Raw genomic sequence first — 25,308 nt, forward strand, 5'->3', positions numbered from 1 at the left:
CGCACCGGCGGCCTCGGACGGTGTGCGGGTCAGCGGAGGCGGCCGGCGCCCGCGCCGAGCCGGACCAGGGCGGGCACGGCCCAGGCGGGGTGCACGGTCCTGCGCAGGGTGGGCGTCCAGCCGGCGCCGGAGCGCAGGGTCTCCTCGGGGATCTCCGCGTTGTGCACGGCGATCAGGTCGACCGGCCGGCCGTTGACCAGGTTGTGCCGGGCGGTGAGCGGCGAGTCGTTCCAGCGCTTGATGGCCTTCGCCGGGCTGATGCCCTCGGGCAGGGTGAACGCGTTGTGCTCGGCGACCAGCTGGGACTCCTTGCCGACGCCGAAGCTGTAGCCGTATCCGGGGCCGGCCACGAAGTGGTTGTTGTAGACGTCGACCTGCCCGAACCGGACGCGCGGGGTGCGCTCGGTGAGGTCCGTGAACAGGTTGTGGTGGAAGGTCGCCTTCAGCTTGCCGCGGTCGCCCACGGCGGTGGACTCGCTGTCGCTGTTGCCGATGAGGATCGTCTTGTCGTGCTCGGTGAAGACGTTCCAGGAGGCGGTGACGTAGTTCGCGCCCTTGACGATGTCCAGCTCGCCGTCGTGCTGCTGGTAGAGCATGCCGAAGTACGTGGGGGCCGCGCTGTCGGGGTGCGCGCCGTCGGTGAACGTGTTGTGGTCCAGCCACACATGGGTCGCGCCGTGCACGACGACGGTGTCGTACTCGCTGTTCCAGTTGCCGCGGTCGCCGTCGGTGGGGTCCCACTGCGGGAAGCAGTCGACCGGGCTCTCCAGCGTGAGGTTGCGGACCACGACGTTGTCCACCTCCTTGATCTGGAGGCTCGCGCCCTTGATCGCGGCGTCGCGTCCCACGCCGATGATCGTGGTGTTGGAGGGGACGTTCACCTTGATCACCGCGGCCTGGTGGGCGGCGGAGGCGCGGCGCAGGCCTTCTGGGCTGTCGTCGGGCTCGTCGGTGAGGTCCCGCTCCAGGCCCCAGGTCCCGGGGGCGTACGTCTCCAGGTAGGCGTCCAGGTCGTAGCCGGGGACGGCGAGCGCGTCGCAGCCGTCGACGACGGCGTCGATGGCGCCCTCCACCTTGATGATCTTCGGTGCGTCCCCGCCCTCCGCGAGGGCGGCGGTGAAACCGGCCCAGTCGGTCACGGTACGGACGTGCGCGGCGTCGGCGGCGGCGCCTCCGGTGGTGCCCGTGCCGTGGGACGCCCAGCCGTCGCCGGCGGGGAGGGTCTGGCGGGCGGGGTCGCGGTGCGTCGGCGTGTGGGCCTGCGCGGCGGTGCCGGTCAGGGTCAGCACGAGGGCGGTGCAGCCGGCCAGCACACCGGCTTTTTTAGCATGCCCATGCCATACCTGTACGTTCATGATGCGGCTCTCCTGTTCGTGGTCCGGGGGGTGTTACGCGGCGGCCTCCGGCCAGGTGATCCACGACGTCGGGATCTCCTCGTCCAGCCGCCGCACGTCGTGCGGCGCGAGCACCCGGGTGCGCAGCAGCTCCCGGGCGACCAGCCGTGCCACGGCGATCGCGCCCGTCGGGGAGAAATGCGTGTTGTCCTGCTTGGTGTCGGTCCAGTTGAAGTACGCCTGCGTCGCCTCGGGCCCCAGCTCCTGCCAGAGCGCCAGGGACAGCGCCTGCACGTCGAGCAGCGCGATCCGCTCCTGCCGGGCGAGCGCGCGCATCGCCTCCGGGTACTCCCCGTGGCTGGGCACGGCCCGCCCGTCCGCGTCGAACCGCCGCCGCTCCACCGGGGTGGCCAGCACCGGCCGCGCGCCCCGAGCCCGAGCGCCGTCCAGATACAGGCGCAGATACCGCTGATAGGTGGTCCAGGGCTCGGTGTACCGGCTCGGGTCGTCCGGCTTCTCGTCGTTGTGCGCGAACTGCACGATCAGCAGATCGCCCGGACGGACACCGGCGAGCAGGGCGTCCAGCCGCCCCTCGTCGACGAAACTCTTGGAACTCCGCCCGTTCACCGCATGGTTGGCGACGGCGAGCCCGCGCCCGAGCAGAAACGGCAGGGCCGTCCCCCACCCGGTCTCGGGGGCGGCGGGGGCGTACTTCTGGGCGGCGGTGGAATCGCCGGCGATCCACACGGTCCGCGCCCGCCGCGTCCCGGCATGAGCCGTACCACCCAGACTCACAACAGCTCCGACCCCACCGACAACAACGTGCCTACGCGAAAGAGACACAGCCTGCGCCTTTCGAAAAAGGGGAGATGAAGCGCCCGTCCAGGGGCGCGGGGAACCGCGCGCCCGGCCAGGGACGACCCGCAGCCGCGAAACCACGGGCCGCCCCAGCCGAAAACCGCGTCACCCCATCTGCTCGTCCCACTCGGCCTGAGCCTCGTTCAACTGCTCGGCCAGCCCGTCCAGGAAGGCCTTGGCCGTCATGTCCCCCAACAGCACCTTCTGGAAGTTGGGCTCGTTGTCCGCCTTGGAAATCGTGTTCCAGTCAGGCAGGTAGTACGGCAACTGCACAATGGTCGTGGACCCGTCACTCAGCGCCTGCGCCGCCAGCTTCGTAGGCTCCGCCTTCGCGATCCACGCGTCCTTCGCGGCGTCCTGGTGCGCCGGCACCTGCCCCGCCGACTCGTTGAACTTCGAGTTCGACTGCGCCGACACGGCGAACTCGATGAACTTCCAGGCGGCGTCCTTGTTCTTGGAGCTCTTGAACAGGCCGATGCCGTCGACCGGGTTGGAGACCTGCACCCGCTTGCCGTCGGGGCCGACCGGCTGCGGGATGCCCCGGAACTTCTCCACGCCCAGCGCCTTCACATGGTCCTGGTAGGAGCCCAGGTTATGGTTCAGCATCCCGATCTCGCCGGAGTCCCACTGGGCGACCATCTTGGTGAAGTCGTTGTTGAGGTCGGCGGCGGGGGTGACCTTCTTGAACAGGGCCGCGTACTTCTCCAGCGCCTTGACGTTCTTCGGGTCGTTGACCGTGGTCTTCTTGCCGGTGGAGTCCCAGAACGAGGTGATGCCGGACTGCCCGTACATGGCGTCGAGGGCCTGGGCGATGGAGCCGGCGCCGCCGCGGATGGTGTAGCCGAAGCGGTTGCTGCCCTTGTCGGTGAGCTTCTCCGCGGCCTCGAAGAAGCGGTCCCAGGTGGTCGGCTCCTGAAGGCCCGCCTTCTTGAACATGTCGGTGCGGTAGTACAGGACGCCGTTGTTGGCGGAGGTCGGCACGGAGTACAGCTGGTCGTCCCCGCCGCCGGCCGCCCGCAGCGACTCGATCATGTCCTTGTTGAGCTTGCCGTTGAGGGAGGAGCCCTCCAGCCGCTCGTCCAGCGGCTCCAGCGCGCCCTGGGCGGCGAAGCCCGCGAGCATCGAGGCGCTGATGCCGCCCACGTCCGGCAGGCCGCCGCCCTGGATCGCGGTGTCGACCTTGGACTGGTACTCGGTGGACGCGATGCCGACGTACTGGACGTCGATGTCCGGGTTGGCGTCCTCGAAGTCGGCGATGATCTCCTTCCAGATGTCGGTGCGGACACCGCCGTTGTTGTCCCAGAAGACGATCTTCCCCTTGCCGCTGCCCTCGGCGCCGTCGCCGGAGCCGCTGCCGTCGTCCCCGCAGGCGGTGGCGGTCAGCGCGAGCACCGCTCCCAGGGCGACGGCCGCCGCCGTCCTGCCGCGGCGCCCTCTGCCCGTGTTTCTTCCAAGAATGCTGATCTTCATCGGTCGGCTCTCTTCTCCTGGATACGGATCCTGAACTGCGTGAACGTGGCGGTACCGGCGTGTCCCTGACCGGTGGGCGCCAGGGCGACCAGGCCGAGCAGAGCACCGACCCAGCGCCAGGGAGTCGCGGCGAAGACCTGACCGGAGGGGCGGAACCCGCCCTCCCCGGCGCCGTCTCCGGCGTCTTCTGTGTCGTACGGGCCGTACGGGTCATGCGTGTCGTACGAGAAGCGGCAGCGCGCGCCCGCGCCGATGTCGACCCGCAGCCGGGCCCGGCCGCCGGGTGCGGGGCGCGGGGGCGCGGCGTCCCGTTCCCTCTCGGCGGCCGTCTCGGCGAACCGGTGCACCAGCCGCACCGTGCCGTCCGGACCGCGCTCGAGCCCGATCCAGCTGTAGGCGTCCCCGAGGACCGCGAGTCCGGCACGCGCCCCGGGTTCGCCGTCGTCGAGCCGCAGGTCCACCTCGACCGTGCACGGGGTGCCGGGCAGCCGCTGGGTGAGGACGTTGGGCAAGGCGCGCAGGTCGTGCGCGTCGGGGGTGCGGACGCAGGTGAGGCGCAGCCCGTCGGCGGAGTGGTGGGTGGCCCAGCCGTCCCGGGGGTTGGCGGTCCACTGCCACTGGCGGCCGGGGCGTCCGCCGGGGAAGTCGTCGTCGGTGGCGGGCGCGGCGGGCTGCTGCGGCGGCAGGTCCGGACGGCGGTGCTCGGTGACGGGCGCGCCGTCGTCCCCGATCACCGGCCGGCCTCCCCCGCCGCCCCACCGCATCGGCTGGAGGTGGACGACCCTGCCGTAGGCGCCGCGCTGCTGGAAGTGCAGGAACCAGTCCTCGCCGGACGGGGTGCGCACCCAGCCGCCCTGGTGCGGGCCGTTGACGTCGGTGTCCTTCTGCTCCAGGACCACCTCCTCCTCGTAGGGGCCGAAGAAGGCGCGGGAGCGGAAGGCTCCCTGCCATCCCGTCTCCACTCCCCCGGCGGGGGCGAGGATCCAGAACCAGCCGTCGTGCTGGTAGAGCTTGGGCCCCTCGAGGGTGAACCAGCCGGGGATGCGGTCGCCGTCGACGATCACCTTGCCCTCGTCGAGGAGTTCCGTGCCGTGCGGGTGCATCCGGTGGCCGGTGAGGCGGTTGTTGACGCCGGAGCGGGACTTGGCCCAGGCGTGCACGAGGTACGCCTCGCCGGTCTCGTCGTCCCACAGCGGGCAGGGGTCGATGAGTCCCCTGCCGGCCTTGACCAGGTGGGGGCGGGTCCAGGGGCCCCGGATCTCGGGCGCGTTGACCTGGAAGATGCCCCGGTCGGGGTCGCCCCAGAAGATCCAGAAGCGGCCGTCGTGATGGCGCAGGGACGGCGCCCACACCCCGCGGTCGTGCCGGGGCACCGCGAACTCGCTCTCGGGTTCCAGCCGTTGCAGTGCGTGGCCGACGAGGGTCCAGTTGACCAGGTCGCGGGAGTGCAGCAGGGGCAGTCCGGGGACGCGGCCGAAGCTGGACGCGGTGAGGTAGAAGTCGTCGCCGACGCGGATCACGTCGGGGTCGGACCAGTCGGCGTCGAGGACCGGGTTGCGGTAGACGGGCTCGTCGGGGCGGACGCTCATGCGGTCACCGCCTTGGCCACCAGGGCGGCGGCCTCCTGGCGGTCCAGGCGGCCGTCGGCGACGACGGTGACGATCCGGCGCTCGACCGTCTCCCCGGGCGGGACGGGCAGCCGCGCGTCGTGCGCGAGGGAGGAGCCGACGCCCGGGTACTCCTCGGTGCGTACGAACCAGGGGTCGCGGCGGGTCCTGTCCGTGGCGGCGGCGAAGACGAGGGTCCAGGCGGAGCCGGCGAGGGCGACCCAGTCGGCGGTCCGCCCGTGGACCGCGTCCGTGCCGTCGGTCTCCGCGGTGAACACGTCGGGCTCCGTGTCCTCCTTGCGGGCCCGCCAGAAGAAGCCCCCGTAGGCGGCGCCGGGGCGGCCGTTGGTGGCGGGGCTGCCGACAGACAGCGGGCGTCCGGAGACGTTGGTGAGCGCGAAGGCCAGGTCGAGCGCCCAGGCGCCGTCGGTGAGGGCGGTCGCGGTGACCGTGCGCCGCTCGCGGAGGAGTTCGCCGGGCGCGGCCATCCAGCGGAGCTCCTCGGTGAAGCCGTCGGGCTCGCGCCGGTGGTAGGCGGTGTGCCGCTGGGCGCCGTGATTGTCCAGTTCGGTGGGGCCGCGGCCCTGGACGTAGGTGCGTCCGCCCCAGAAGTTGAACCCCTCGACGTCGGGAACGGCGACACCGACGCCGAGGTGGTGTGCGTGGTCGGCGGGGCTCAGTTCGGTGACCGCCGTGCCGGCCAGGGTGGTGACGGGGTGCAGACAGGGCCGTGGGGAGAGCCGGGCCGGCAGTTCCGGCCGGGTCAGGTACCGGCCGACGGGCCGTCCGGCGACGCGCAGCACCACGGAGTCGTTGCCGGTCATCGGGTGCTCACCTCTTTCGGCAGATGGTGGTGGGCGGGCCGGGCCCAGGGGGCGCCCAGCTCGGAGTAGAGGGACAGGCGGTCCGCGGCGGCCTCGACCAGCGCGTCGACGCCGGGCACCACCCGGCGGTCCTCGCCGGGGACGCGGCGCCAGGCGTCGTCGGGCAGCGGGGCCGGGTCGGGGGCGGTGCGGATGGCCTCGACGACCTGCATGAAGGCGCCGGTGTCGTCGGGCGTGACCAGCAGCGGGGCGCCGTCGCGGAGGTGGGCGACGAGGTTCTCCAGCAGGTCGGTGCGGCCGAAGCGCAGTTCCTCGGGACCGTGGTCCGCGCGCTGCAGGAGGACGCGGTCCTGCTTGTACCAGAAGGTGATCCGGCCGCTGGTGCCGTGCACCACCAGGTACGGCTCGTCGGCCCGTTCCGCGCACAGGGTGGCGGCGACGGTGACCGAGCCGCCCCGGACGGTGGTGACGCGGACGCAGGAGGTGTCGTCGGACTCGATGTCGTTGGCGCGCAGCAGCTCGGTCTCGATGCCGGCGACGTCCTCGGCGCGGGTGCTGCCGTCGAGCGCGAGGGCGGTGGCGACGGCGTGCGCGAGGGGGTTGGTGAGCGCCCCGTCCACCACGTCGACGCCGTCCAGCCTCCGGCGGCCCGCCCAGGGCGCGCGGCGGAAGTACGCCTCGGGGCGCACCCAGGCGCCGGCCCCGCCGATGCCGGTCACCCGGCCGACGGCGCCCTCGGCGATCAGGTCGCGGATCGCGGGCACCGCGTGCGAGCCGAGCGACTGGAACCCGATCTGGCAGGCCACCCCGGCCGCGGCGACCCCGTCGGCCATCCGCCGGAACTCCGCGTACGAGGGCGCCGGGGGCTTTTCCAGCAGCAGGTGCACGCCCCGCCCGGCGGCGGCGAGCGCGAGGTCGGTGTGGGTGGGGATGGGGGTGCAGATCACTGCGGCGCGGGCGCCGGTGGAGTCGAGGAGCGCCCCGAAGTCGGCGGACTGCTCGGGGAGTTCACCGCCGAACTCGTCCTCGGTGAGCGGGGTGAGCTCACAGACCCCGACGAGCCGGACCAGGCCCTGAGCCTGGAGGCGGCGGATGTTCTCCACATGCCAGCGGCCGTGGCCGCGGGCGCCGGCGAGGACGACCGGGAGCGGGACGCCGGGAGCGGCGGGCGAGGCGGTCATCCCTTCACCGCCCCCGCGCTGAAGCCGGTGATCAGCCACTTCTGGATGAAGGCGAACACGATGACGACGGGGACGGCCGCGATGATGCCGCCCGCGGCGAGCGCGCCGAGGTCGACGCTGTCCGCGCTCATCAGGGTGTTGAGGCCGACCGGAACGGTCTGCTTCTCCTGGTTGTTGAGGAACATCAGGGCGAACAGGAAGTGGTTCCAGGAGTGCACGAAGGCGAAGGAGCCGACGGCGATCAGGCCGGGCCGCAGCAGCGGCAGGACGACCACCCTGAACGCCCGGAACCGGTTGCAGCCGTCGACCCAGGCGGCCTCCTCCAGCGAGTAGGGCACGTTCTTGATGAAGTTGCTCAGCAGGATCATCGACAGCGGCAGCTGGAACACCGTCTCGGCGATGATGACGCTGCACAGCGAGTTGATCATCCGCAGCTCGGCGAAGATCTCGAACAGCGGGACCAGCAGCAGCGCGCCGGGCACGAACTGCGAGCAGAGCAGCGCCAGCATGAACCCGCGCTTGACCCGGAAGTCGAACCGGGCGAGCGCGTAGCCGCCGGCCAGGGCGACCAGGGTGGTCATGAACAGGGTGGCGACGCCGACGAGCACGCTGTTCTGGAAGAAGGTGCCGAAGCCGCGGTCCGTCCACACCTTCTCGAAGTGGGCGGTGGTCATCGGCCAGGGCACGAGCGAGGTGGAGCCGGCCGGGCGCAGCGCGAACAGCAGGATCCAGTAGAAGGGGATGAGCGTGAAGACGAGGTAGACGCCGAGCGGCAGGTAGATCTGCCAGCGGGGCGCCTCGTCCCAGGCCCTGCGCCGCTTGGCGGGCCGGGGCGGCTCGGGGACGGCCGGGGCGGGGGCGGGGGCGGCCTTGGTGGCCTCCTTGGTGATCACTTCTCGCCTCCGAACTTGCTCAGCCGCAGGTAGACCATCGAGCAGAAGAGCAGGATCACGAACGCCACCGTGGTCAGGGCCGACGCGTAGCCGAAGTCATGGGCGTCGACGGAGGTGTTGGCGATGTACAGCGGCAGCGTGGTGGTCGTGCCGGCGGGTCCGCCGCCGGTCAGCGTGTAGAGCAGGTCGACGTTGTTGAACTCCCACACGGCGCGCAGCAGCGTGGAGAGGATGATGGCGTCCTTCAGGTGCGGCAGCGTGATGTGCCAGAACTGCTTGAAGCGGCTGGCGCCGTCCACCTCGGCGGCCTCGTACAGGTCCTTGGAGACGGACTGGAGGTCGGCGAGGATGAGGATCGCGAAGAAGGGCACCCCGCGCCACAGGTCGGCGACGATCGCGGCGGGGAACACCGTGGAGGTGTCCGACAGCCAGCTCACGCCGTACTCGCCGACGCCCATGTCCGCGAGGTAACGGGTGATGCCCGTCTGGGAGTTGTACAGCAGCACCCAGATCGCGGAGGTGAGCACGCCGGAGACGGCCCACGGGGAGAAGACCAGCGCGCGGCCCAGCGCCCGGCCCACGAAGGTCTGGTTGACGATGAGGGCGAGGGCGAGCCCGAACAGCAGCTGCAGTCCGACCTCGACGAAGACCCACTTGGCGCTGAAGACGAGGGTGTCCCGGAAGAGGGGGTCGTCGGTGAAGATGCGGGTGAAGTTGCCGAATCCCGCGAAGCCGTTCCGCCAGGGCTTGGTGGGGTTGTAGTCCTGCAGGCTGTAGTAGAAGACGCTGAGCACCGGGTAGGCGATGAACCCCAGCATGAGCAGGGCGGCCGGCGCGATCAGCAGGTAGGGCAGTCGGCGGGGTGTGGCGGAGGCACGGCGCCGCCTCGGTGGCGCGGGCGGTTTCGCCACGGCTGCGGCTTGGGCCATGACTGTTCTCCGTTTCTCGGTACGTCGTGCTGTGCGGGGCGCCTGCGCGGGGGCCGGCGGTGCGGGGCGATGCTGGGTCGGGGCGGTGCTCGATCCTTGCGGCGCTTGACAGGAAGCGCTTTCTGCACGGGTGTGCGGGGGCCGGTTCCGCCCGGGCGGGCGGGTCAGCCCGCGTACGGGTCCTGGACGGCGCCCGGCCGGGCGAGGAACTCGAAGTCGCAGCCGGTGTCGGCCTGGGTGATCTGGTCGTTGTAGAGCGCGCCGTAACCGCGTTCGTAGCGTGCGGGCGGCGGCGTCCACTCCGCGCGGCGGCGGCCCAGCTCCTCGTCGTCGACGTCGAGGGTGAGGCTGCGGTTCTCGACGTCGAGGGTGATGAGGTCGCCGGTGCGCACCAGCGCGAGCGGCCCGCCGACGTACGACTCGGGGGCGACGTGCAGCACGCAGGCGCCGTAACTCGTGCCGCTCATGCGGGCGTCGGAGATCCGGACCATGTCCCGCACGCCCTGCTTGAGCAGGTGGTCGGGCAGCGGCAGCATGCCGTACTCGGGCATGCCGGGGCCGCCCTTGGGGCCGGCGTTGCGCAGCACCAGCACGCTGTCCGCGGTGATGTTCAGCGCCGGGTCGTTGATGGTCCGCTGCATCTCCTTGTAGTCGTCGAAGACGACGGCCGGACCGGTGTGCTTCAGCAGGTGCGGCTCGGCGGCGATGTGCTTGATGACGGCGCCGTCCGGGCAGAGGTTGCCGCGCAGCACGGCCACTCCGCCCTCGGCCGCGACCGGGTTGCCGCGGGGCCGGATGACGTCGTCGTCGTGCACCTGCGCCCCGGCGAGCTGGTCGCGCAGGGTGTCGTGGCAGACGGTGGGACGGTCCAGGTGCAACAGGTCAGGGATCCGGGAGAGGAACCCGGGCAGCCCGCCCGCGAAGTGGAAGTCCTCCATCAGGTAGGTCTGTCCGCCCGGACGTACGTTGGCGAGCACGGGGACAGTGCGGGCGATGCGGTCGAAGTCGTCGAGGGTGAGCCTCACGCCCGCGCGTCCGGCCATGGCGATGAGGTGGATGACCGCGTTGGTGGAGCCGCCGAGCCCCAGGACGGTCGTGACCGCGTCCTCGAAGGCGTCGGCGGTGAGGATGTCGCCGATCCTGCGGTCCTTGTGGATGAGGTCGACGATCGTCATGCCGGCCTTCGCGGCCATCCGGTCGTGTCCGGAGTCCACGGCCGGGATGCTGGACGCGCCGGGCACGGTGACGCCGAGCGCCTCGGCGGCGGCGGTCAGGGTGGACGCGGTGCCCATGGTCATGCAGTGGCCGGGCGAGCGGGCCAGGCCGCTCTCCAGTTCCTGCATCTCGCAGTCGCCGATGACGCCGGCCCGCTTGTCGTCCCAGTACTTCCACATGTCGGTGCCGGAGCCGAGGGTCTCGCCGCGCCAGTGACCGGGCAGCATCGGCCCCGCGGGCACGAACACGGCGGGCAGTCCGGCGCTGGCGGCGCCCATCAGCAGGGCGGGCGTGGACTTGTCGCAGCCGCCCATCAGCACGGCCCCGTCGACCGGGTAGGAGCGCAGCAGCTCCTCGGTCTCCAGGGCGAGGAGGTTGCGGTAGAGCATGGGGGTCGGCTTCTGGAAGGTCTCGCTGAGGGTGGAGACCGGGAACTCCAGCGGGAAGCCGCCCGCCTGCCACACGCCCCGCTTCACGGCCTGCGCGCGGTCCCGCAGATGGACGTGGCAGGGGTTGATGTCGGACCAGGTGTTGAGGATCGCCACGACCGGCTTGCCCAGGTGTTCCTCGGGCAGGTAGCCGAGCTGGCGGGTGCGGGCGCGGTGGCTGAAGGAGCGCAGTCCGTCCGTGCCGTACCACTGGTGGCTGCGGAGCTCCTCGGGGGACCTGCGGGGGCTCATATCGACCACCCCGCGGCGATGGCGGCGACCTCGGCGCGCTCGCTCTCGGGCAGCGGCCTGCTGGGCGGGCGTACCTCGCGGCGGCACAGTCCGAGGGAGGCGAGGGCCTCCTTGACGACGGTGACGTTGTTGGCGGAGCCGTTGGCGGCGCGCAGTTCCTCGAAGCGGCGGATCTGCTCCCACACCTTCATGGCGGTCGGGTAGTCGCCGGAGCGCAGCGCCTCCAGCATCGTCAGCGACACGGAGGGGGCGACGTTGACCAGCCCCGAGGTGAAGCCGGTCGCCCCGGCCGAGAAGTAGGAGGGGGCGTACGGCTCGGCGAGGCCCGCCACCCACACGAAGCGTTCCAGTCCCGCGTCCCGCGCGAAGGCGGCGAACCGGGCGGCGTCCGGCACCGCGTACTTCACGCCGACCACGTTGGGGCAGGCGTCGGCGAGTTCGGCGAGCCGGGCGCCGGTGAGCTGCGCGTTGCGGATGTAGGGGACGACGCCCAGCTCGGGCACCGACTCGGCGATGGCCCGGTGGTAGTCGACCCAGCCGCTCTGCGAGACGTACGGGTGGACGGGCTGGTGCACCATCACCATCTGCGCGCCCAGGTCGCGGGCGTGCCGCGCGGAGGCGACCGCGGTGGGTACGTCGTGGCCGACGCCGACGAGGATCGCGGCGCGGTCGCCGGCCTCCTCGAGGGTCAGCTCGGTGACGAGGCGCCGCTCGGCGGGGGTGAGGGCGTAGAACTCGCCGGTGTTGCCATTGGGGGTGAGCGTGGTGATGCCGCCGTCGAGGAGGCGGCGCAGCAACGCCCGGTAGGTGTCCGGGTCGACGGAGCCGTCCTCGGCGAACGGGGTGACGGGGATCGCCACCACGCCGGCCAGCGCCGCCCGCTGTGCCTCGAACGATCCGGCGGTACGGGTGTCGCGCGCCTGGATGGGAGACGTCGTCGTCATGCCTGACCGTCCTTCCGGGTGTCCTCCGCCGCCGGGTACTCCGCCTCGAACTCCGCCTCGGGGAAGGCGCGTCGCACGAAGGACGCGATGTGCGCGTGCAGGGCGCGGGCGGCGCCGTCCGCGTCCCCCGCGAGGGCCAGGTCGAGGATCTTGCGGTGCTCGTCGGCCTCCCGCTCCCAGGAGGGGTCGGCGGCCCAGGCGACCGCGGAGACCAGGGCGGCCTGGTCGCGGACCTCGTCCAGCATCCGGCCGAGCAGCGGGTTGCCGCAGGGCAGGTAGAGGGCGCGGTGGAACTCCCGGTTGGCGAGGGAGCGTTCGGCGGTGTCGGTGGCGCCGTCGGCGCGGGTGAGCGCGTCACGGGCGTCGTCCAGGGAGGCGCCGCGGCGCACGGCGCGCTTCAGCGCCTCCGGTTCGAGCAGCAGCCGCACGTCGTAGACCTCGCGCGCCATGTCCGCGTCGACCATGCGCACCGTGACGCCCTTGTACTGGCTCATCACCACCAGCCCGGTGCCGGCCAGGGTCTTGAGCGCCTCCCGCACCGGGGTCTTGGACACCCCGAACTGCGCGGCGAGGTCGGTCTCGACCAGGGCCTGGCCGGGCGTCAGCCGGCCGGTGAGGATGCGGCGTTTGATCTCCTCCAGCACGTACTGCGTGCGGGAGGGGATCGGCGTGGGCACAGAGGTCATGCGCGCCTCTCGGATCTCGCGTCGGATCGCGTATCGGATCTCGCGTATCGCGTCTCATATATGACGTACGAAGTACGACGCGGATGACCGTAGGAGTGGCCGGATGTTTCGTCAATGCTTCTGACAAAGGAAGTGGGGCTGCGTCTCACCGCGCGGTGGGTCGCGGCCCCCTCGCGCTTGCTCAGGCGAGCCGGGTCCAGCGCGGGTCGCGGCCGCTGAGGCCGAGCGCCCGGTCCAGCAGCGGGGTGTCCGCCGGGACGGGGACGACGGGTCCGAAGATGCCCTCGCCCCGGTCGCCCTCCTCGGCGGCGGCCCGGAGGAAGGCGTGGGCGCTCTCCAGCGCGGCGGGGTCGGGCGTGTACGGCTGTCCGGTCGCGCGGGCCAGGTCCCAGCCGTGGATCACCAGTTCGTCAAGGGCTACGGCGGCGGTGACCTCGCCCGGCATGTCGATGCCCCCGGCGCGTGTCATGCCGGTCCAGGCCGCCGGGTCCCGCCAGGCCTCGGCGAGTTCGTCGAGCGCCTTGGACAGCTCGGCGCGCCAGGCGGGCCCGACGTCCGGCAGGGCGTCCTGCGGGGCGGTGTCCGTGGTGGCCCCGAGGTCCTTGCGGCCCGCGTCGCGGAAGGCGACGGACAGTCCGAGCAGGTGGCCCAGGAGGTGGCGCACCGCGTACCGCGGGCAGGGGGTGGCGTCCGCCAGCTGCGCGTCGGTCACCCTTTCGGCCAGGCGGGCGACGATCCGGGTCTGCGGTCCGAGGTCGAGCGGAGTGTCGGTCATGGCTGCTCCCAAGGGGCGATGGCGTACGGAGGGGTGACCGGTCACGGCCCCGGAACTCATCGGCGGGCGGGTCCGGCGTCCACGCGCGTCCGCCTTCCCAGGGCATTCGCCCGATGCCGTCCCCGCCGCCTTAGGACCACGATGACCAGGCATGACGACGAGATGGACCGCGGTCCGCGTGCTGCGGGACCGCACGGCGGGACGGTGTCTGACGGCGGTGGTGGTGTCCGGGTTCGGGACCTCCGCGCTGTGGCTGGCGTCGGGGGTGTGGGTCAAGGACCTCACCGGCTCGGACGGGCTGGCGGCCCTGTGCATGCTGGCGATGTGGCTGCCGACCCTGGCGGGCCCGGTGCTCGGCACGCTCGCCGACCGCCACCGGCGCCGGCCGCTGCTGGTCACGCTGAGCCTGTGCATGGCGGCTCTGCTGCTCACGCTGTGCGCGGTCGACGCGCCGAGCGAGCTGTGGCTGCTCTACGCGGTGCTGTTCGTGTACGGCGCGGCCGGCACCGTGCACGACGCGGCGGAGTCGGCGCTGGTCGCGGGCGCCGTGGACCGCTCCCTGCTGGGGGACTTCAACGGGCTGCGGATGACGGCCGACGAGGGCATGAAACTGCTCGCCCCGCTGGCGGGTGCGGGACTCTACACGGCGTACGGCGGGCCGGGTGTCGCCGTCCTGGACGCGGCGAGCTTCCTGGCGGCGGCGCTGGTGTACGTGTCGCTGCGGGTACGGGAGGAGCGGCCGGAGCCGGCTCGCGAGGGCGGCCGGAGCGCGACCGCCGAGGGCGTCCGGCACCTGTGGGGCGACCCGGCGCTGCGTCCGCTGGTCCTCGCGGGCGGGGTCACCATGCTGTGCGCGGGCGTGAGCGGGGCGCTGACGTACGCGGTGGTCGAGGACCTGGGCCACTCCCCCGCGTACGCCGGTGTGCTGTACGCCGTGCAGGGCGCGGGGTCGGTGACGGTGGGGCTGCTCTCGGGCCCGGGCCTGCGGCGGCTGGGCGCACGACGGTTCGCCGGGTACGGCATCGGCCTGCTGGCGGTGGCGGTGGCGCTGCGCGCGGTGCCGTACGACCCGGTGGCGTGGGCGTGTGCCGCGGCGATCGGCGTGGGGCTGCCCGCCGCGCTGATCGCCGTGCTCACGGAGGTGCAGCGGCGCACGCCCGGCCCGCTGCTGGGCCGGGTCACCGCCACCGCCAACGCCCTGGTGTTCACCCCGAACGTGATCGGCCTCGCGGCCGGCGCGGGACTGGTCGAACTCATCGGCCACCGCATGCAGTTGACCGGCCTCGGGGCGGCGCTGGGGGTGACGGCGGCGGTGCTCCTCGGTCAGAGGCCGGCCAGCGCCGGCCGTACGGAGGCGAGGTCGGCGTCCGACGCCAGTCCCGCGTGATACAGCCGCAGTTCGGTCGCGCCCAGGCGGCGCGCCTCCGCCGCGTCGGCCGCGAGGGTGCCGGGGCTGCCGCCCATGCCGGAGACGACGGTGAAGTTGGCGGCGAGCACGGCGCCCTCCCGGCTTTCACGGGCGAACGGGGTGATCAGGCCGGGGTCGCCGGTGCAGGGGACGACCACGCCGTCGGCGACGGAGAGGATGTGCGCCGGGTCGACACCGGCGTTGGCGCCGCAGTGGTAGGACACCGGGTCGGCGTGCAGCAGCACCTGGAAGCCGTCCGGTGCGGTCCGGCGCACGGCGGCGACGGCCTCCTCCTGGAGGGTGCGGGCCGTGCGGTCGCGCCACGCGCGTGTGGCGTGCGCGCGGCTGTCGCCGAGCAGCTTCTCGACGCCCGTCCAGCCGCCCCCGGACTGCGCCTCGCCCCGCCACACCGGGTCCAGCGCGTCCCGTACGGCGGCGGCGAGGTCGTCCGCGTCCAGCCCCTCCGTCCCGTAGCCGTCCCGGCAGGCAGGGCAGAAGCACAGGGACATCAGGTACTGCCCGGCGTCCCCGAGCGCGACCCCGGCGGTCTTGTCGTGGGCGTGCAGATGGGCCAGCCCGTACCAGCCGAGCGACTCCAGTTCGGTGCCGTGCGCCCCGGGACGCACGGCCGCCTCGGCGGCGAGGTCCGTCAGGTAGGCGCGGGTGTCCGGCTGGGCGATGCACGGCGCCCACGGGTACCGGTCGCCGTAGGCGTTGACCACGGAGGTGTCCGGATGCTCCGCGCCCAGGCGGGAGTTGTGGGCGAGCACCACCCACGTGTGCACCTCCAGGCCCGCGTCCGTGAGCGCGGCGGCGGCCTCGCCGAAGGCGTCCCCCGGCGCCCAGCCGCCCGCCGGGCGGGGACGCAGGGCGCGTCCCGACCAGCGGGATTCCCCGGGCGGGTACAGCACGGCCGCGTACTCGGCGGTGACCACGCGGTGTCGGGGATGGCGCGGGGTGAGTGCGCGGGTGGAGTGGTAGGCCGCGGCGAGGGTCACCTGAGCGGTGCCCAGTTCCGCGATGCGCGCGGGCGCCCCGGGGTCCCCGTTGACGTCCCAGGGGTAGACGAACGCCGATGCCTTCACATGCCCTCCTCGAGCAGCGCCTGTCCCCGCTCGATCAGCTGAGCGAGCTGCTTGAGATGATCCCCGGCCGGCTCGTGCAGCGGGGGGCGGACCTCCCCCACGTCCAGCCCGCGCAGCCGCACCCCCGCCTTGACCAGCGAGACGGCGTACCCCTGGCCCTTGTCGCGCAGTTCGACGAACGGCCGGTAGAAGCCGTCGACGAGACGGTGCACGGTGGCCTCGTCGCCGGTGCGCAGGGCGGTGTGGCAGGCGAGGGCGATCTCCGGCACGAAGCAGAACACCGCCGACGAGTACAGGGTGACGCCGAGGCCGCGGTAGGCGGGCTGGGTCAGCTCGGCGGTGGGCAGCCCGTTGAAGTACAGGAAGTCCTCGACGCCGGCCGCGCGCACGGCGCTGACCGTGCGCTGCATCAGGTCGAGGTCGCCGTAGCCGTCCTTGAGGCCCACGATCCCCTCGGTGCGGGCGAGTTCGACGACGGTGGCGGGGTTGAGGACGGCGTTGTCCCGCTGATAGACGATCACGGGCAGGGCCGTCGCGGCGGCCAGCTCGCGGTAGTGCCGCAGCAGCCCCTCCTGCCCGGCCTTCACCAGGTACGGAGGCATGGCGAGCAGTCCGTCGGCGCCGGCGTCCTCGGCGAGGCGGGCGTAGCGGACGGCGAGGGCGGTGCCGTAGCCGGCGCCCGCGACCACCGGGACGCGCCCCTCGGCGGCCTCCACCGCCGCGCGCACACAGGTCCCGAACTCCTCGGGCGTCAGCGCGTGGAACTCCCCCGTGCCGCAGCAGGCGAAGACGGCGGCGGCCCCGGCCTCGACGCCGCGCCGCACATGGAGCCGGTATGTGTCCGGGTCGACGGCGCTGTCGGGTCCGTAGGCGGTGACCGGGAAGAACAGCGGCCCGCTGGGGATACTGAGTCGCGCGGCGAGAGGGGCTGACGTCACAAGCTCTCCCTGGTCATGGTGGTCCATATTCTTGATTGCCGTCCATATTTCTGAACGGGACCACGCTAAGGCGGGGCGGGGAGGCGGGTCAAGCGGATCGCTGCGCGTGGCTGACGCGGGTGGGATGGTGCGGGGATACTTGACGTGTCACGTCCAGGCTCCTTAGCGTGTCCACGCACGTGAACGCCGTGCGTCCACCTGCATGTTCGCTCCGTACCGTTCGGCCGGCGCCGCAAGGAGAACCGCAGATGCCCGCTCCCCGCACCGTCCTGCTCACCGGCGCCGCCGGCGGCCTCGGCACGCTGATGCGGGAGCTGCTGCCGCAGTACGGGTACGAACTGCGGCTGTTCGACATGCGGCCGGTGGGGGGTGCGCCCGACGCGGTCGTCGGGGACCTGGGCGACCGGAACGCCGTACGGGAGGCGGTGCGAGGGGTCGACGCGGTGGTGCACCTCGCGGGCATCTCGCTGGAGGCGTCCTTCGACAAGATCCTCAAGGCGAACATCGAGGGGACGTACAACCTCTACGAGGCCGCGCGGGAGGAGGGCGTGCGGCGGATCGTGTTCGCGTCCTCCAACCACGCCGTCGGCTACACCCCGCGCCCGCAGGGCGACGACCCCCTGATCCCGATCGACACGCCGCGCCGGCCGGACACCTTCTACGGGCTGTCCAAGTGCTTCGGCGAGGATCTGGCGCAGCTGTACTGGGACAAGCACGGGGTGGAGACGGTCTCCGTGCGGATCGGGTCCTGCTTCCCGGAGCCGACGAGCGTGCGGATGCTGTCGGTGTGGATGAGCCCGGCGGACGGGGCGCGGCTGTTCCACGCGGCACTGACGGCGGAGGGGGTGGGGCACACGGTGGTGTACGGCTCCTCCGCGAACACGCGGTTGTGGTGGGACCTTGGGTCGGCGCGGGCGCTGGGGTACGAGCCTGAGGACGACTCGGAGATCTTCGCGGAGAGACTGCTCGCCGAGCAGGGCGAGTTGGACCCTGCGGACCCGGCCCACGCCTGTCTGGGAGGCAACTTCGTCACGAACCCCCCGGTCTGGCCGCACTGACGGCACCCGTCTGCCGGGACCGGTCGCCGTCCGGGTGCGGCCCGTCATGGGCCGTTCGCGCAGTTCCCCGCGCCCCTGAAGGGCCGCTGGCCTGCGGGCAGTCGTGCCGCTTGGGGCGGCACGGGTGGGCGCAGGCGGCACCTCCGCAGCGCGCCCCGCTTGGACCCGCACCCTGCGCCGCACGGCAACCCATCTGCCAACACCCGCCGCCCGCCGCGGGCCACTCGCGCAGGTCCCCCCCGCCCCCGAGGGCGCGAAACGCGCCCCCGCCCGGGCGACCGGGCGAGAAACGGGCGCCCCCGGCTCCAAGAGCGGGCACCCGCCCTGCCCGCTCTCACCCCGCACCCAGGTCCGAGCCGGACACACGCCCGCCCACTCGGGCACAACCGGGCACCAACGAACCCGCAACAGACCTGGTCAGCACGCCGCCTCCGCTGTACAAAGTCCTGCAGAGGCCCGAACGGGCAACCGAGCACGACCAAGCACCACAGCGGCAGCGCAGAAAGCAGGGGTCCGGCCATGGCCAACAGAACGGCCGAGGAGCGCCAACGCGAGATCGTGCGGGTGGCCCGAGCCACCGGCTCGGTCGACGTGACCGCGCTCGCCGCCGAGCTGGGCGTGGCCAAGGAGACCGTCCGCCGTGACCTCCGCGCCCTGGAGGACCACGGCCTGGTCCGCCGTACCCACGGCGGCGCCTACCCCGTGGAGAGCGCCGGCTTCGAGACGACGCTCGCCTTCCGCGCCACCAGCCACGTCCCCGAGAAGCGCAGGGTCGCGGCCGCCGCGGCGGAGCTGCTCGGGGACGCCGAGACGGTCTTCGTCGACGAGGGCTTCACCCCGCAGCTCATCGCCGAGGCCCTGCCCGCCGACCGGCCGCTCACCGTGGTCACCGCCTCCCTGCCGGTCGCGGGCGCGCTCGCGCAGAACGGCAACGTGTCCGTCCTGCTGCTCGGCGGCCGTGTCCGCTCCGGGACGCTCGCCACCGTGGACCACTGGACGACGAAGATGCTCTCCGGCTTCGTCATCGACCTGGCGTTCATCGGCGCCAACGGGATCTCCCGCGAACACGGCCTGACCACGCCCGACCCTGCGGTCAGCGAGGTCAAGGCGCAGGCGGTGCGGGCCGCCCGCCGTGTGGTGTTCGCGGGCGTCCACACCAAGTTCGGAGCGGTCAGCTTCTGCCGGTTCGCCGAGGTCGGCGCGCTGGAGGCGATCGTGACGAGCACCCTCCTCCCGGCCTCGGAGGCCCACCGCTACACCCACCTCGGGCCGCAGGTCATCCGCGTCTGACACGGCGCGGCGCACAGAACACGGCGCCGCGCACAGAACCGCACCAACCGCACACCGTTTTCCGTCCCCCTCGGGGCCGAGCCATGCCAGGTGACGCCCGATGTCTCCCTATACGTCCAGGAGCGATCCATGCGAACCCAGAGCCGACGGAGGCCACGCGGCGTACTCGCCACGGCCGCCGCAGGGACGCTGATCGCCCCGCTGCTCTCCGGCTGCTGGGTCGGAGCGGGCGGGGCCGGGTCAGGCGGCGACGCCATCAACGTCCTGATGGTGAACAACTCGCAGATGGTCGAGTTGCAGAAGCTGACCGCCGCCCACTTCACCAAGGAGACCGGCATCAAGGTGAACTTCACCGTGCTGCCGGAGAACGACGTCCGCGACAAGATCAGCCAGGACTTCGCCAACCAGGCCGGCCAGTACGACGTGGCCACCTTGTCGAACTACGAGATACCCATCTACGCCAAGAACGGCTGGCTGAAGGAGATGGACCCGTACGTCGCCGAGGACACGGCGTACGACCAGCGGGACATCCTCAAACCGATGCGGCAGTCCCTCACCGGGGAGGACGGCAAGCTGTACGGGCAGCCGTTCTACGGCGAGTCGTCGTTCCTGATGTACCGGAAGGACATCTTCGCGGAGAAGGGCCTGACGATGCCCGCCCGGCCCACCTGGCAGCAGGTCGCCGACCTGGCCGCGAAGGCCGACGGGGCCCGCCCCGGCATGAAGGGCATCTGCCTGCGCGGCCTGCCCGGCTGGGGCGAGGTCATGGCGCCTCTCACCACGGTGGTCAACACCTTCGGCGGCACCTGGTTCGACAAGGACTGGAAGGCCCGGCTCGACTCCCCCGAGTGGAAGCAGGCCGTCAACTTCTACGTGGACCTGGTGCGGGAGCACGGCGAGTCCGGCGCGCCCCAGGCCGGCTTCGCCGAGTGCCTGAACAACCTCACCCAGGGCAAGGTCGCCATGTGGTACGACGCCACGTCCGCGGCCGGCTCCCTGGAGGCCGACGGCTCCCCCGTCGCCGGGAAGATCGGCTATGCCCCGGCGCCGGTCGAGAAGACGGAGTCGTCGGGCTGGCTCTACACCTGGGCGTGGGGCATCCAGAACGCCTCCCGCAACCCGGACAACGCCTGGAAGTTCGTCTCCTGGGCGTCCGGCAAGGAGTACGAGCAGCTGGCCGGCGAGAAGGTCGGCTGGTCCAACATCCCCGCCGGCAAGCGCGCCTCCACCTACGCCAACCCCGACTACCGGGCGGAGGCCGCCGCCTTCCAGGAGATGACCAAGCGGGCCATCGAGCAGGCCCGCCCCGACGACCCCGGCGTCCAGCCCCGCCCGGCGCCCGGCATCCAGTTCGTCGGCATCCCTGAGTTCACCGATCTCGGCACCAAGGTCTCCCAGGAGATCAGCGCGGCCATCGCCGGACGCCAGTCCGTCGAGGAGGCCCTGAGGAAGTCCCAGCAGCTCGCAGAAGAGATCGCCGAGGAGTACGAGGGACGATGACCGCCACGACCACGGCCCCCGCGGCCGCACCACAGACGTCCGCCGCACCGCACCGGCCCTCCGCCCGGCTGCGCGCCTGGGCCACCCGCGCCCCGCTGCTGCCCGCCCTGGTCTTCATGATCGTGGTCACCCAGCTGCCGTTCGTGGCGACCCTGGTGATCTCCTTCTTCGACTGGAACTCCCTCTACCCCGACGCCCGTCACTTCGCCGGGTTCGCCAACTACCAGGAGGTGCTGACCGATCCGGCGCTGCGCAAGTCCGTCTGGACGACGGTCCTGCTCACCGTGGGCGTGGTCCTCGCGAGCCTGGTGACCGGGCTGCTGCTCGCACTGCTCCTCGACCGGAAGTTCCGCGGGCGGGCCGTGGTGCGCACCCTGCTCATCGCGCCGTTCCTGGTGGTGCCGGTCGCCGCCGCGCTGCTGTGGAAGCACGTCCTGTACAACCCGGAGTACGGCCTGCTCAACGGCCTGCTGCACTACGTCGGCGGCCCCCAGCCCGACTGGATCTCCGGCACCCCGCTGCTCGCCGTGCAGGCGTCGCTGGTGTGGCAGTGGACGCCGTTCATGATGCTCATCCTGCTGGCCGGGCTGCAGAGCCGGGACGCGCAGCAGCTGGAGGCGGCCCGCGTCGACGGCGCGAGCGACTGGCAGATCTTCGTGCACATCACGCTGCCGCATCTGCGCCGCTACCTCGAACTGGGCGCGCTGCTCGGCTCGATCTACATCGTGCAGAACTTCGACGCGGTGTTCACCCTCACGTCCGGTGGTCTCGGCACCGCCAACCTGCCCTACACCGTCTACCAGACCTTCTACCAGGCGCACGAGAACGGCCTCGCCTCGGCGGCCGGCGTCCTTGTCGTCATCGGCTCCATCGTCATCGCGACCTTCGCCCTGCGCGTGGTCTCGTCCCTGTTCCGCGAGGAGGTGTCCCGCGCATGAGCAGCATCGCCGTACGCACCCGCGGCCGGTTCCGCGGCGGAGCGGGTCTCGGCCTGGTCGCCTGGCTGGCCGGCATCGTGTTCTTCCTGCCCATCGCCTGGATGGCGCTGACGTCCTTCCACTCCGAGACGGACGCGGCCACCAACCCGCCCTCGTGGGGCGCCGCCCTCACCCTGGACGGCTACCGCGAGTTCTTCGGCGCGGGCGGCGGCGCCAGCCCCTGGCCCGCCCTGATCAACTCGGCGGTCGCGTCCGTGACCTCGACGCTGCTGGTCCTGGTGCTGGCCCTGCCCGCCGCGTACGCCCTGTCCATCCGTCCGGTGAAGAAGTGGACGGACGTCCTGTTCTTCTTCCTCTCCACCAAGATGCTGCCCGTGGTGGCCGGCCTGCTGCCGATCTATCTGTTCGCGAAGAACGCCGGGATGCTCGACAACATCTGGCTGCTCGTCATCCTCTACACCTCGATGAATCTGCCGATCGCGGTGTGGATGATGCAGTCGTTCCTCTCCGAGATCCCGGTCGCGGTCGTCGAGGCCGCGCAGATCGACGGCGCCCGGCTGCCGACGGTGCTGACCCGGGTGGTCGCCCCGATCGCCCTCCCGGGCATCGCGGCGACGGCGCTGATCTGCTTCATCTTCAGCTGGAACGAGCTGCTGTTCGCCCGGGTCCTGACGGGCGTGGTCGCCGAGACCGCCCCCGTCTTCCTGACCGGCTTCATCACCAGCCAGGGCCTGTTCCTGGCGAAGGTGTGCGCCGCGTCGCTCGTCATCTCCCTGCCGGTGCTCGCCGCGGGGTTCGCCGCCCAGGACAAACTCGTCCAGGGCCTGTCGTTGGGAGCCGTGAAATGAAGGCCGCCGTCATCGAGTCCGTGGGCAGGGCCGTCGTCACCGAGGTCCCGGACCCGACGCCGGGCCCGAGGGACGTCGTCGTCGAGGTCGCCGCGTGCGGGCTGTGCGGGACCGATCTGCACATCCTCCAGGGCGAGTTCGCGCCCAAGCTGCCGATCGTGCCGGGCCACGAGTTCGCCGGCGAGGTGGTCGGCGTCGGCTCCCAGGTCACCGAGGTGGCGCTCGGCGACCAGGTCGCCGTCGACCCGTCCCTGTACTGCTACGAGTGCCGCTACTGCCGTACCGGTCACAACAACCTGTGCGAGCGGTGGGCGGCGATCGGCGTCACCACGGCGGGCGGCGCCGCGCAGTACGCGGTGGCGCCGGTGGCGAACTGCGTGAAGCTCCCCGAGCACGTCCGCACCCAGGACGCGGCCCTCGTCGAGCCGCTGTCCTGCGCGGTGCGCGGCTACGACGTGCTCCAGTCGCGGCTCGGCGCGCACGTGCTGATCTACGGCTCCGGGACCATGGGCCTGATGATGCTGGAGCTGGCCAAGCGGACCGGCGCGGCGAGCGTCGACATGGTCGACCTGAACCCGGCCCGTCTGGAGACGGCCCGAAAGCTGGGGGTCTCCGCGTCCGCGGCCACCCCGGACGAGCTGGACCGTCCGCAGGGCTGGGACCTGGTCATCGACGCGACCGGCAACGCGGCGGCCATCCAGGACGGGCTCGGCCGGGTCGCCAAGGCGGGCACGTTCCTCCAGTTCGGCGTCGCCGACTACGCGACCCGCGTGGAGATCGACCCGTACCGGATCTACAACCAGGAGATCACCATCACCGGCTCGATGGCCGTGCTGCACAGCTACGAGCGCGCGGCGGAGCTGTTCGCGAACGGCGTCCTCGACCCGGACGTCTTCATCAGCGACCGCCTGCCCCTGGACCAGTACCCGCAGGCGCTGGACCAGTTCGCCAAGGGCGTGGGCCGCAAGATCGTGGTGGTGCCGTAGTCCTGCCGGTCCGGTGTGAAGGGGGCGCCGGCGCCGAGGGGAAATCCCCTGGGCGTCCGCGCCCCCTCCCCGTACCATCGCCGGCATGGCCCGACCGAACGGCTTCGCGTACGAGGCGCACCCCGACGGCGCCGTCCACATCACCCACCACGGCCGCCGCGCCACCGTCCTTCGGGGCGACCGGGCCGCCCGTTTCCTCGACGAGGTCACCGGCGCCGACCCCCAGCTCGTCATGGCCCGCTGGACCGGCGACTACAAGCGCGGCAACGAACGCACGGCCCGCGCCCACCCCCGCAACCGGGGCTGACCGTCCCGGCCTGTCCGGCGTCCGAGGACGAGGCCCGTGCGGGGCCGGAGCGGGGATCCGAGGACGACAGCCCCCGGGCTGCGACGGCTGAGGGCGGCGGGGGCGAGAAGACGTACCGTTCGGCCCTGGGTAAGGGAACGGTAAAACGCCCTCGCTCGTTCACCCGGCATGACAGCTATGACCCCCGGCTCGAACATCCCTCTTCCCACCGCCCGCGTGGCGGTGGACGTCGCCGCGCCCGTGCGGCTCGACGTATCGGGCCTGCTGCTCACCGCCGATGGCAAGGTGCGCTCCGACGACGACTTCATCTTCTACAACCAGCCCACGGGCCCGGGCGTGACCTACCGCTCGGGCGGGGGCACGGCGCCCGACGCCATCACGGTCGACACCGCGGCCGTGCCGCCCGGCATCGAGAAGATCGTCGTGACCGCGAGCCCCGACGCGGCGGGCCAGACCTTCCAGGGCATCGAGCCCACCGCGACCGTCCGCGACGCGGACACCGGCGCCGTCCTGGCGACCTTCACTCCCCCGCGGCTCGGCTCGGAGACGGCCCTGGTGGTCGTCGAGATCTACCTGCGCAACGGCGCCTGGAAGGTCCGCGCGGTCGGCCAGGGCTACGCGAACGGCCTGGCCGGCATCGCCACGGACTTCGGCGTGTCCGTCGAGGAGCCGGCCGCCCCGGCGCAGCCGGTGACCCCGCCGGCCCCGCAGGCCGCGCCGCCCGCTCCCCCGGCCGGGGCCCCGCAGGCGCCGCCCGCCCCGGCGGCTCCCCCGGCCCCGCCCGCCGCCGCGCCCGGCACCGGCAAGATCAACCTGGACAAGGGGCGGGTCAGCCTCCAGAAGAACCAGACGGTCTCCCTGATGAAGGGCGGCCGCCCGCTGCTGTCCCAGGTGAAGATGGGCCTCGGCTGGGAGCCCGCCTACCGGGGCAAGGACATCGACCTGGACGCGTCGGTCATCGCCTTCGGCCCGCAGCGCAACCACATCGACAGCTGCTACTTCGGCAAGCTGCAGATCCTCGGCGGCGCGATCCAGCACTCCGGCGACAACCTCACCGGCGAGGGCGCGGGCGACGACGAGGTCATCACCGTCGACCTGGGCCGTCTCCCCATGGAGGTCTCGGGCCTGGTCTTCACGGTGAACTCGTTCTCCGGCCAGAAGTTCACGGAGGTCGCCAAGGCGTACTGCCGTCTGCTGGACGGGGCCACCGGCGAGGAACTGGTCCGCTTCGACCTCACGAGCGCCGAGCCGCAGACGGGCGTGATGATGGCGAAGCTGATCCGGCAGTTCTCCGGCGAGTGGGAGATGACCGCGATGGGCGAGTTCGTGAAGGGCCGCACGGTCCGCGGCATGGTCAAGCCGGCGGGCCAGGCGCTCTGATCCCGAGCCCGTATCCCGGCAACGTCCCACATCCGGGGGCCCGGCCGCGACTGGGGCCCCGGTGTTCGGGCGTGTCCGCTTCCGATGTGCCCTCGCGCGAACCTCGTAGGACCTCGCTTCGCGTCGCAGCAGTAGCTGCGCACGACGAGCTGCCGCAGAGCCTCGCACCCCGGC

Annotated in this window: 23 protein-coding genes; 9 read left to right on the forward strand and 14 right to left on the reverse strand. The window is 72.2% G+C overall.

Features of this window, described 5'->3' with window-relative positions; genetic code table 11:
• Window positions 1-29 precede the first annotated feature (29 nt).
• The 12 genes from AY578_RS07360 to AY578_RS07415 form a co-directional block, all read right to left on the reverse strand.
• Window positions 30-1,355 carry a pectate lyase family protein gene (locus AY578_RS07360; protein WP_258902190.1) on the reverse strand — a complete coding sequence of 442 codons (1,326 nt, stop codon included), beginning with the start codon at window positions 1,353-1,355 and terminating at the stop codon, window positions 30-32.
• A gap of 33 nt (window positions 1,356-1,388) precedes the next feature.
• Window positions 1,389-2,177 (reverse strand): rhamnogalacturonan acetylesterase, encoded by a 789-nt coding sequence (locus tag AY578_RS07365; RefSeq protein WP_026243412.1) that lies wholly within the window; start codon window positions 2,175-2,177, stop codon window positions 1,389-1,391.
• Between the two features lie 120 nt (window positions 2,178-2,297).
• Complete coding sequence (locus AY578_RS07370; RefSeq protein WP_028960705.1) at window positions 2,298-3,662, reverse strand: ABC transporter substrate-binding protein; 1,365 nt, start codon at window positions 3,660-3,662, stop codon at window positions 2,298-2,300.
• On the reverse strand, window positions 3,659-5,251 hold the full coding sequence (locus tag AY578_RS07375; RefSeq protein ID WP_028960704.1) for a glycoside hydrolase family 43 protein: 1,593 nt from the start codon (window positions 5,249-5,251) through the stop codon (window positions 3,659-3,661). The genes AY578_RS07370 and AY578_RS07375 overlap by 4 nt, the downstream gene beginning before the upstream one ends.
• Window positions 5,248-6,093 carry a DUF6807 domain-containing protein gene (locus AY578_RS07380; protein ID WP_019522182.1) on the reverse strand — a complete coding sequence of 282 codons (846 nt, stop codon included), beginning with the start codon at window positions 6,091-6,093 and terminating at the stop codon, window positions 5,248-5,250. The genes AY578_RS07375 and AY578_RS07380 overlap by 4 nt, the downstream gene beginning before the upstream one ends.
• On the reverse strand, window positions 6,090-7,274 hold the full coding sequence (locus AY578_RS07385; RefSeq protein WP_215047988.1) for a Gfo/Idh/MocA family protein: 1,185 nt from the start codon (window positions 7,272-7,274) through the stop codon (window positions 6,090-6,092). Before AY578_RS07385 ends, AY578_RS07380 begins: the two co-directional genes overlap by 4 nt.
• Window positions 7,271-8,167 carry a carbohydrate ABC transporter permease gene (locus AY578_RS07390; RefSeq protein ID WP_215047987.1) on the reverse strand — a complete coding sequence of 299 codons (897 nt, stop codon included), beginning with the start codon at window positions 8,165-8,167 and terminating at the stop codon, window positions 7,271-7,273. Before AY578_RS07390 ends, AY578_RS07385 begins: the two co-directional genes overlap by 4 nt.
• A complete protein-coding gene (locus tag AY578_RS07395) occupies window positions 8,164-9,096 on the reverse strand; it encodes a carbohydrate ABC transporter permease (RefSeq protein WP_020699984.1) in 933 nt (310 codons plus the stop codon). Before AY578_RS07395 ends, AY578_RS07390 begins: the two co-directional genes overlap by 4 nt.
• A gap of 164 nt (window positions 9,097-9,260) precedes the next feature.
• Window positions 9,261-10,991 (reverse strand): L-arabinonate dehydratase, encoded by a 1,731-nt coding sequence (gene araD / locus AY578_RS07400; RefSeq protein WP_136239285.1) that lies wholly within the window; start codon window positions 10,989-10,991, stop codon window positions 9,261-9,263.
• Complete coding sequence (locus AY578_RS07405; RefSeq protein WP_019522187.1) at window positions 10,988-11,935, reverse strand: dihydrodipicolinate synthase family protein; 948 nt, start codon at window positions 11,933-11,935, stop codon at window positions 10,988-10,990. Before AY578_RS07405 ends, araD begins: the two co-directional genes overlap by 4 nt.
• Entirely contained in the window at window positions 11,932-12,621 is a 690-nt protein-coding gene (locus AY578_RS07410; protein WP_020699985.1) for a GntR family transcriptional regulator, read from the reverse strand. Before AY578_RS07410 ends, AY578_RS07405 begins: the two co-directional genes overlap by 4 nt.
• A gap of 181 nt (window positions 12,622-12,802) precedes the next feature.
• Window positions 12,803-13,396 (reverse strand): TIGR03086 family metal-binding protein, encoded by a 594-nt coding sequence (locus AY578_RS07415; protein ID WP_136239284.1) that lies wholly within the window; start codon window positions 13,394-13,396, stop codon window positions 12,803-12,805.
• A gap of 151 nt (window positions 13,397-13,547) precedes the next feature.
• Here AY578_RS07415 and AY578_RS07420 point away from each other — a divergent pair, with 151 nt between their 5' ends.
• Window positions 13,548-14,783, forward strand: coding sequence for an MFS transporter (locus AY578_RS07420; protein WP_136239283.1), 1,236 nt, complete (start codon window positions 13,548-13,550; stop codon window positions 14,781-14,783).
• On the opposite strand, the gene AY578_RS07425 is transcribed toward AY578_RS07420, so the two are convergent.
• Together AY578_RS07425 and AY578_RS07430 are read right to left on the reverse strand one after the other, a co-directional pair.
• Window positions 14,720-15,889 (reverse strand): hypothetical protein, encoded by a 1,170-nt coding sequence (locus AY578_RS07425; protein WP_019522191.1) that lies wholly within the window; start codon window positions 15,887-15,889, stop codon window positions 14,720-14,722. The two genes, AY578_RS07420 and AY578_RS07425, sit on opposite strands and share 64 nt — an antisense overlap.
• Window positions 15,886-16,827 (reverse strand): 5-dehydro-4-deoxyglucarate dehydratase, encoded by a 942-nt coding sequence (locus AY578_RS07430; RefSeq protein WP_136239282.1) that lies wholly within the window; start codon window positions 16,825-16,827, stop codon window positions 15,886-15,888. The genes AY578_RS07425 and AY578_RS07430 overlap by 4 nt, the downstream gene beginning before the upstream one ends.
• 248 nt (window positions 16,828-17,075) lie before the next feature.
• On the opposite strand from AY578_RS07430, the gene AY578_RS07435 reads away from it, so the two are divergent.
• The 8 genes from AY578_RS07435 to AY578_RS07470 all read left to right on the forward strand — a co-directional run bounded on the left by AY578_RS07435 (window position 17,076) and on the right by AY578_RS07470 (window position 25,134).
• Entirely contained in the window at window positions 17,076-17,885 is an 810-nt protein-coding gene (locus tag AY578_RS07435; protein ID WP_136239281.1) for an NAD-dependent epimerase/dehydratase family protein, read from the forward strand.
• 519 nt (window positions 17,886-18,404) lie between these two features.
• Window positions 18,405-19,175, forward strand: a complete 771-nt coding sequence (locus tag AY578_RS07440) for a DeoR/GlpR family DNA-binding transcription regulator (protein WP_028960701.1) — start codon at window positions 18,405-18,407, stop codon at window positions 19,173-19,175.
• 129 nt (window positions 19,176-19,304) lie between these two features.
• On the forward strand, window positions 19,305-20,675 hold the full coding sequence (locus AY578_RS07445) for an ABC transporter substrate-binding protein (protein WP_019522195.1): 1,371 nt from the start codon (window positions 19,305-19,307) through the stop codon (window positions 20,673-20,675).
• Window positions 20,672-21,613: a carbohydrate ABC transporter permease gene (locus tag AY578_RS07450; protein WP_019522196.1), complete on the forward strand. Its 942-nt coding sequence runs from the start codon at window positions 20,672-20,674 to the stop codon at window positions 21,611-21,613. The genes AY578_RS07445 and AY578_RS07450 overlap by 4 nt, the downstream gene beginning before the upstream one ends.
• Window positions 21,610-22,461 (forward strand): carbohydrate ABC transporter permease, encoded by an 852-nt coding sequence (locus AY578_RS07455; RefSeq protein ID WP_019522197.1) that lies wholly within the window; start codon window positions 21,610-21,612, stop codon window positions 22,459-22,461. Before AY578_RS07450 ends, AY578_RS07455 begins: the two co-directional genes overlap by 4 nt.
• Window positions 22,458-23,447, forward strand: coding sequence for a zinc-dependent alcohol dehydrogenase family protein (locus AY578_RS07460; RefSeq protein ID WP_028960700.1), 990 nt, complete (start codon window positions 22,458-22,460; stop codon window positions 23,445-23,447). The genes AY578_RS07455 and AY578_RS07460 overlap by 4 nt, the downstream gene beginning before the upstream one ends.
• An 85-nt stretch (window positions 23,448-23,532) precedes the next feature.
• Window positions 23,533-23,754: a hypothetical protein gene (locus AY578_RS07465; protein ID WP_019522199.1), complete on the forward strand. Its 222-nt coding sequence runs from the start codon at window positions 23,533-23,535 to the stop codon at window positions 23,752-23,754.
• A gap of 177 nt (window positions 23,755-23,931) precedes the next feature.
• A complete protein-coding gene (locus tag AY578_RS07470; RefSeq protein WP_258907272.1) occupies window positions 23,932-25,134 on the forward strand; it encodes a TerD family protein in 1,203 nt (400 codons plus the stop codon).
• Window positions 25,135-25,308 lie beyond the last annotated feature (174 nt).

Origin of the sequence: Streptomyces thermocarboxydus (assembly GCF_024760485.1) — a bacterium.
Lineage (GTDB): Bacteria > Actinomycetota > Actinomycetes > Streptomycetales > Streptomycetaceae > Streptomyces > Streptomyces cellulosae.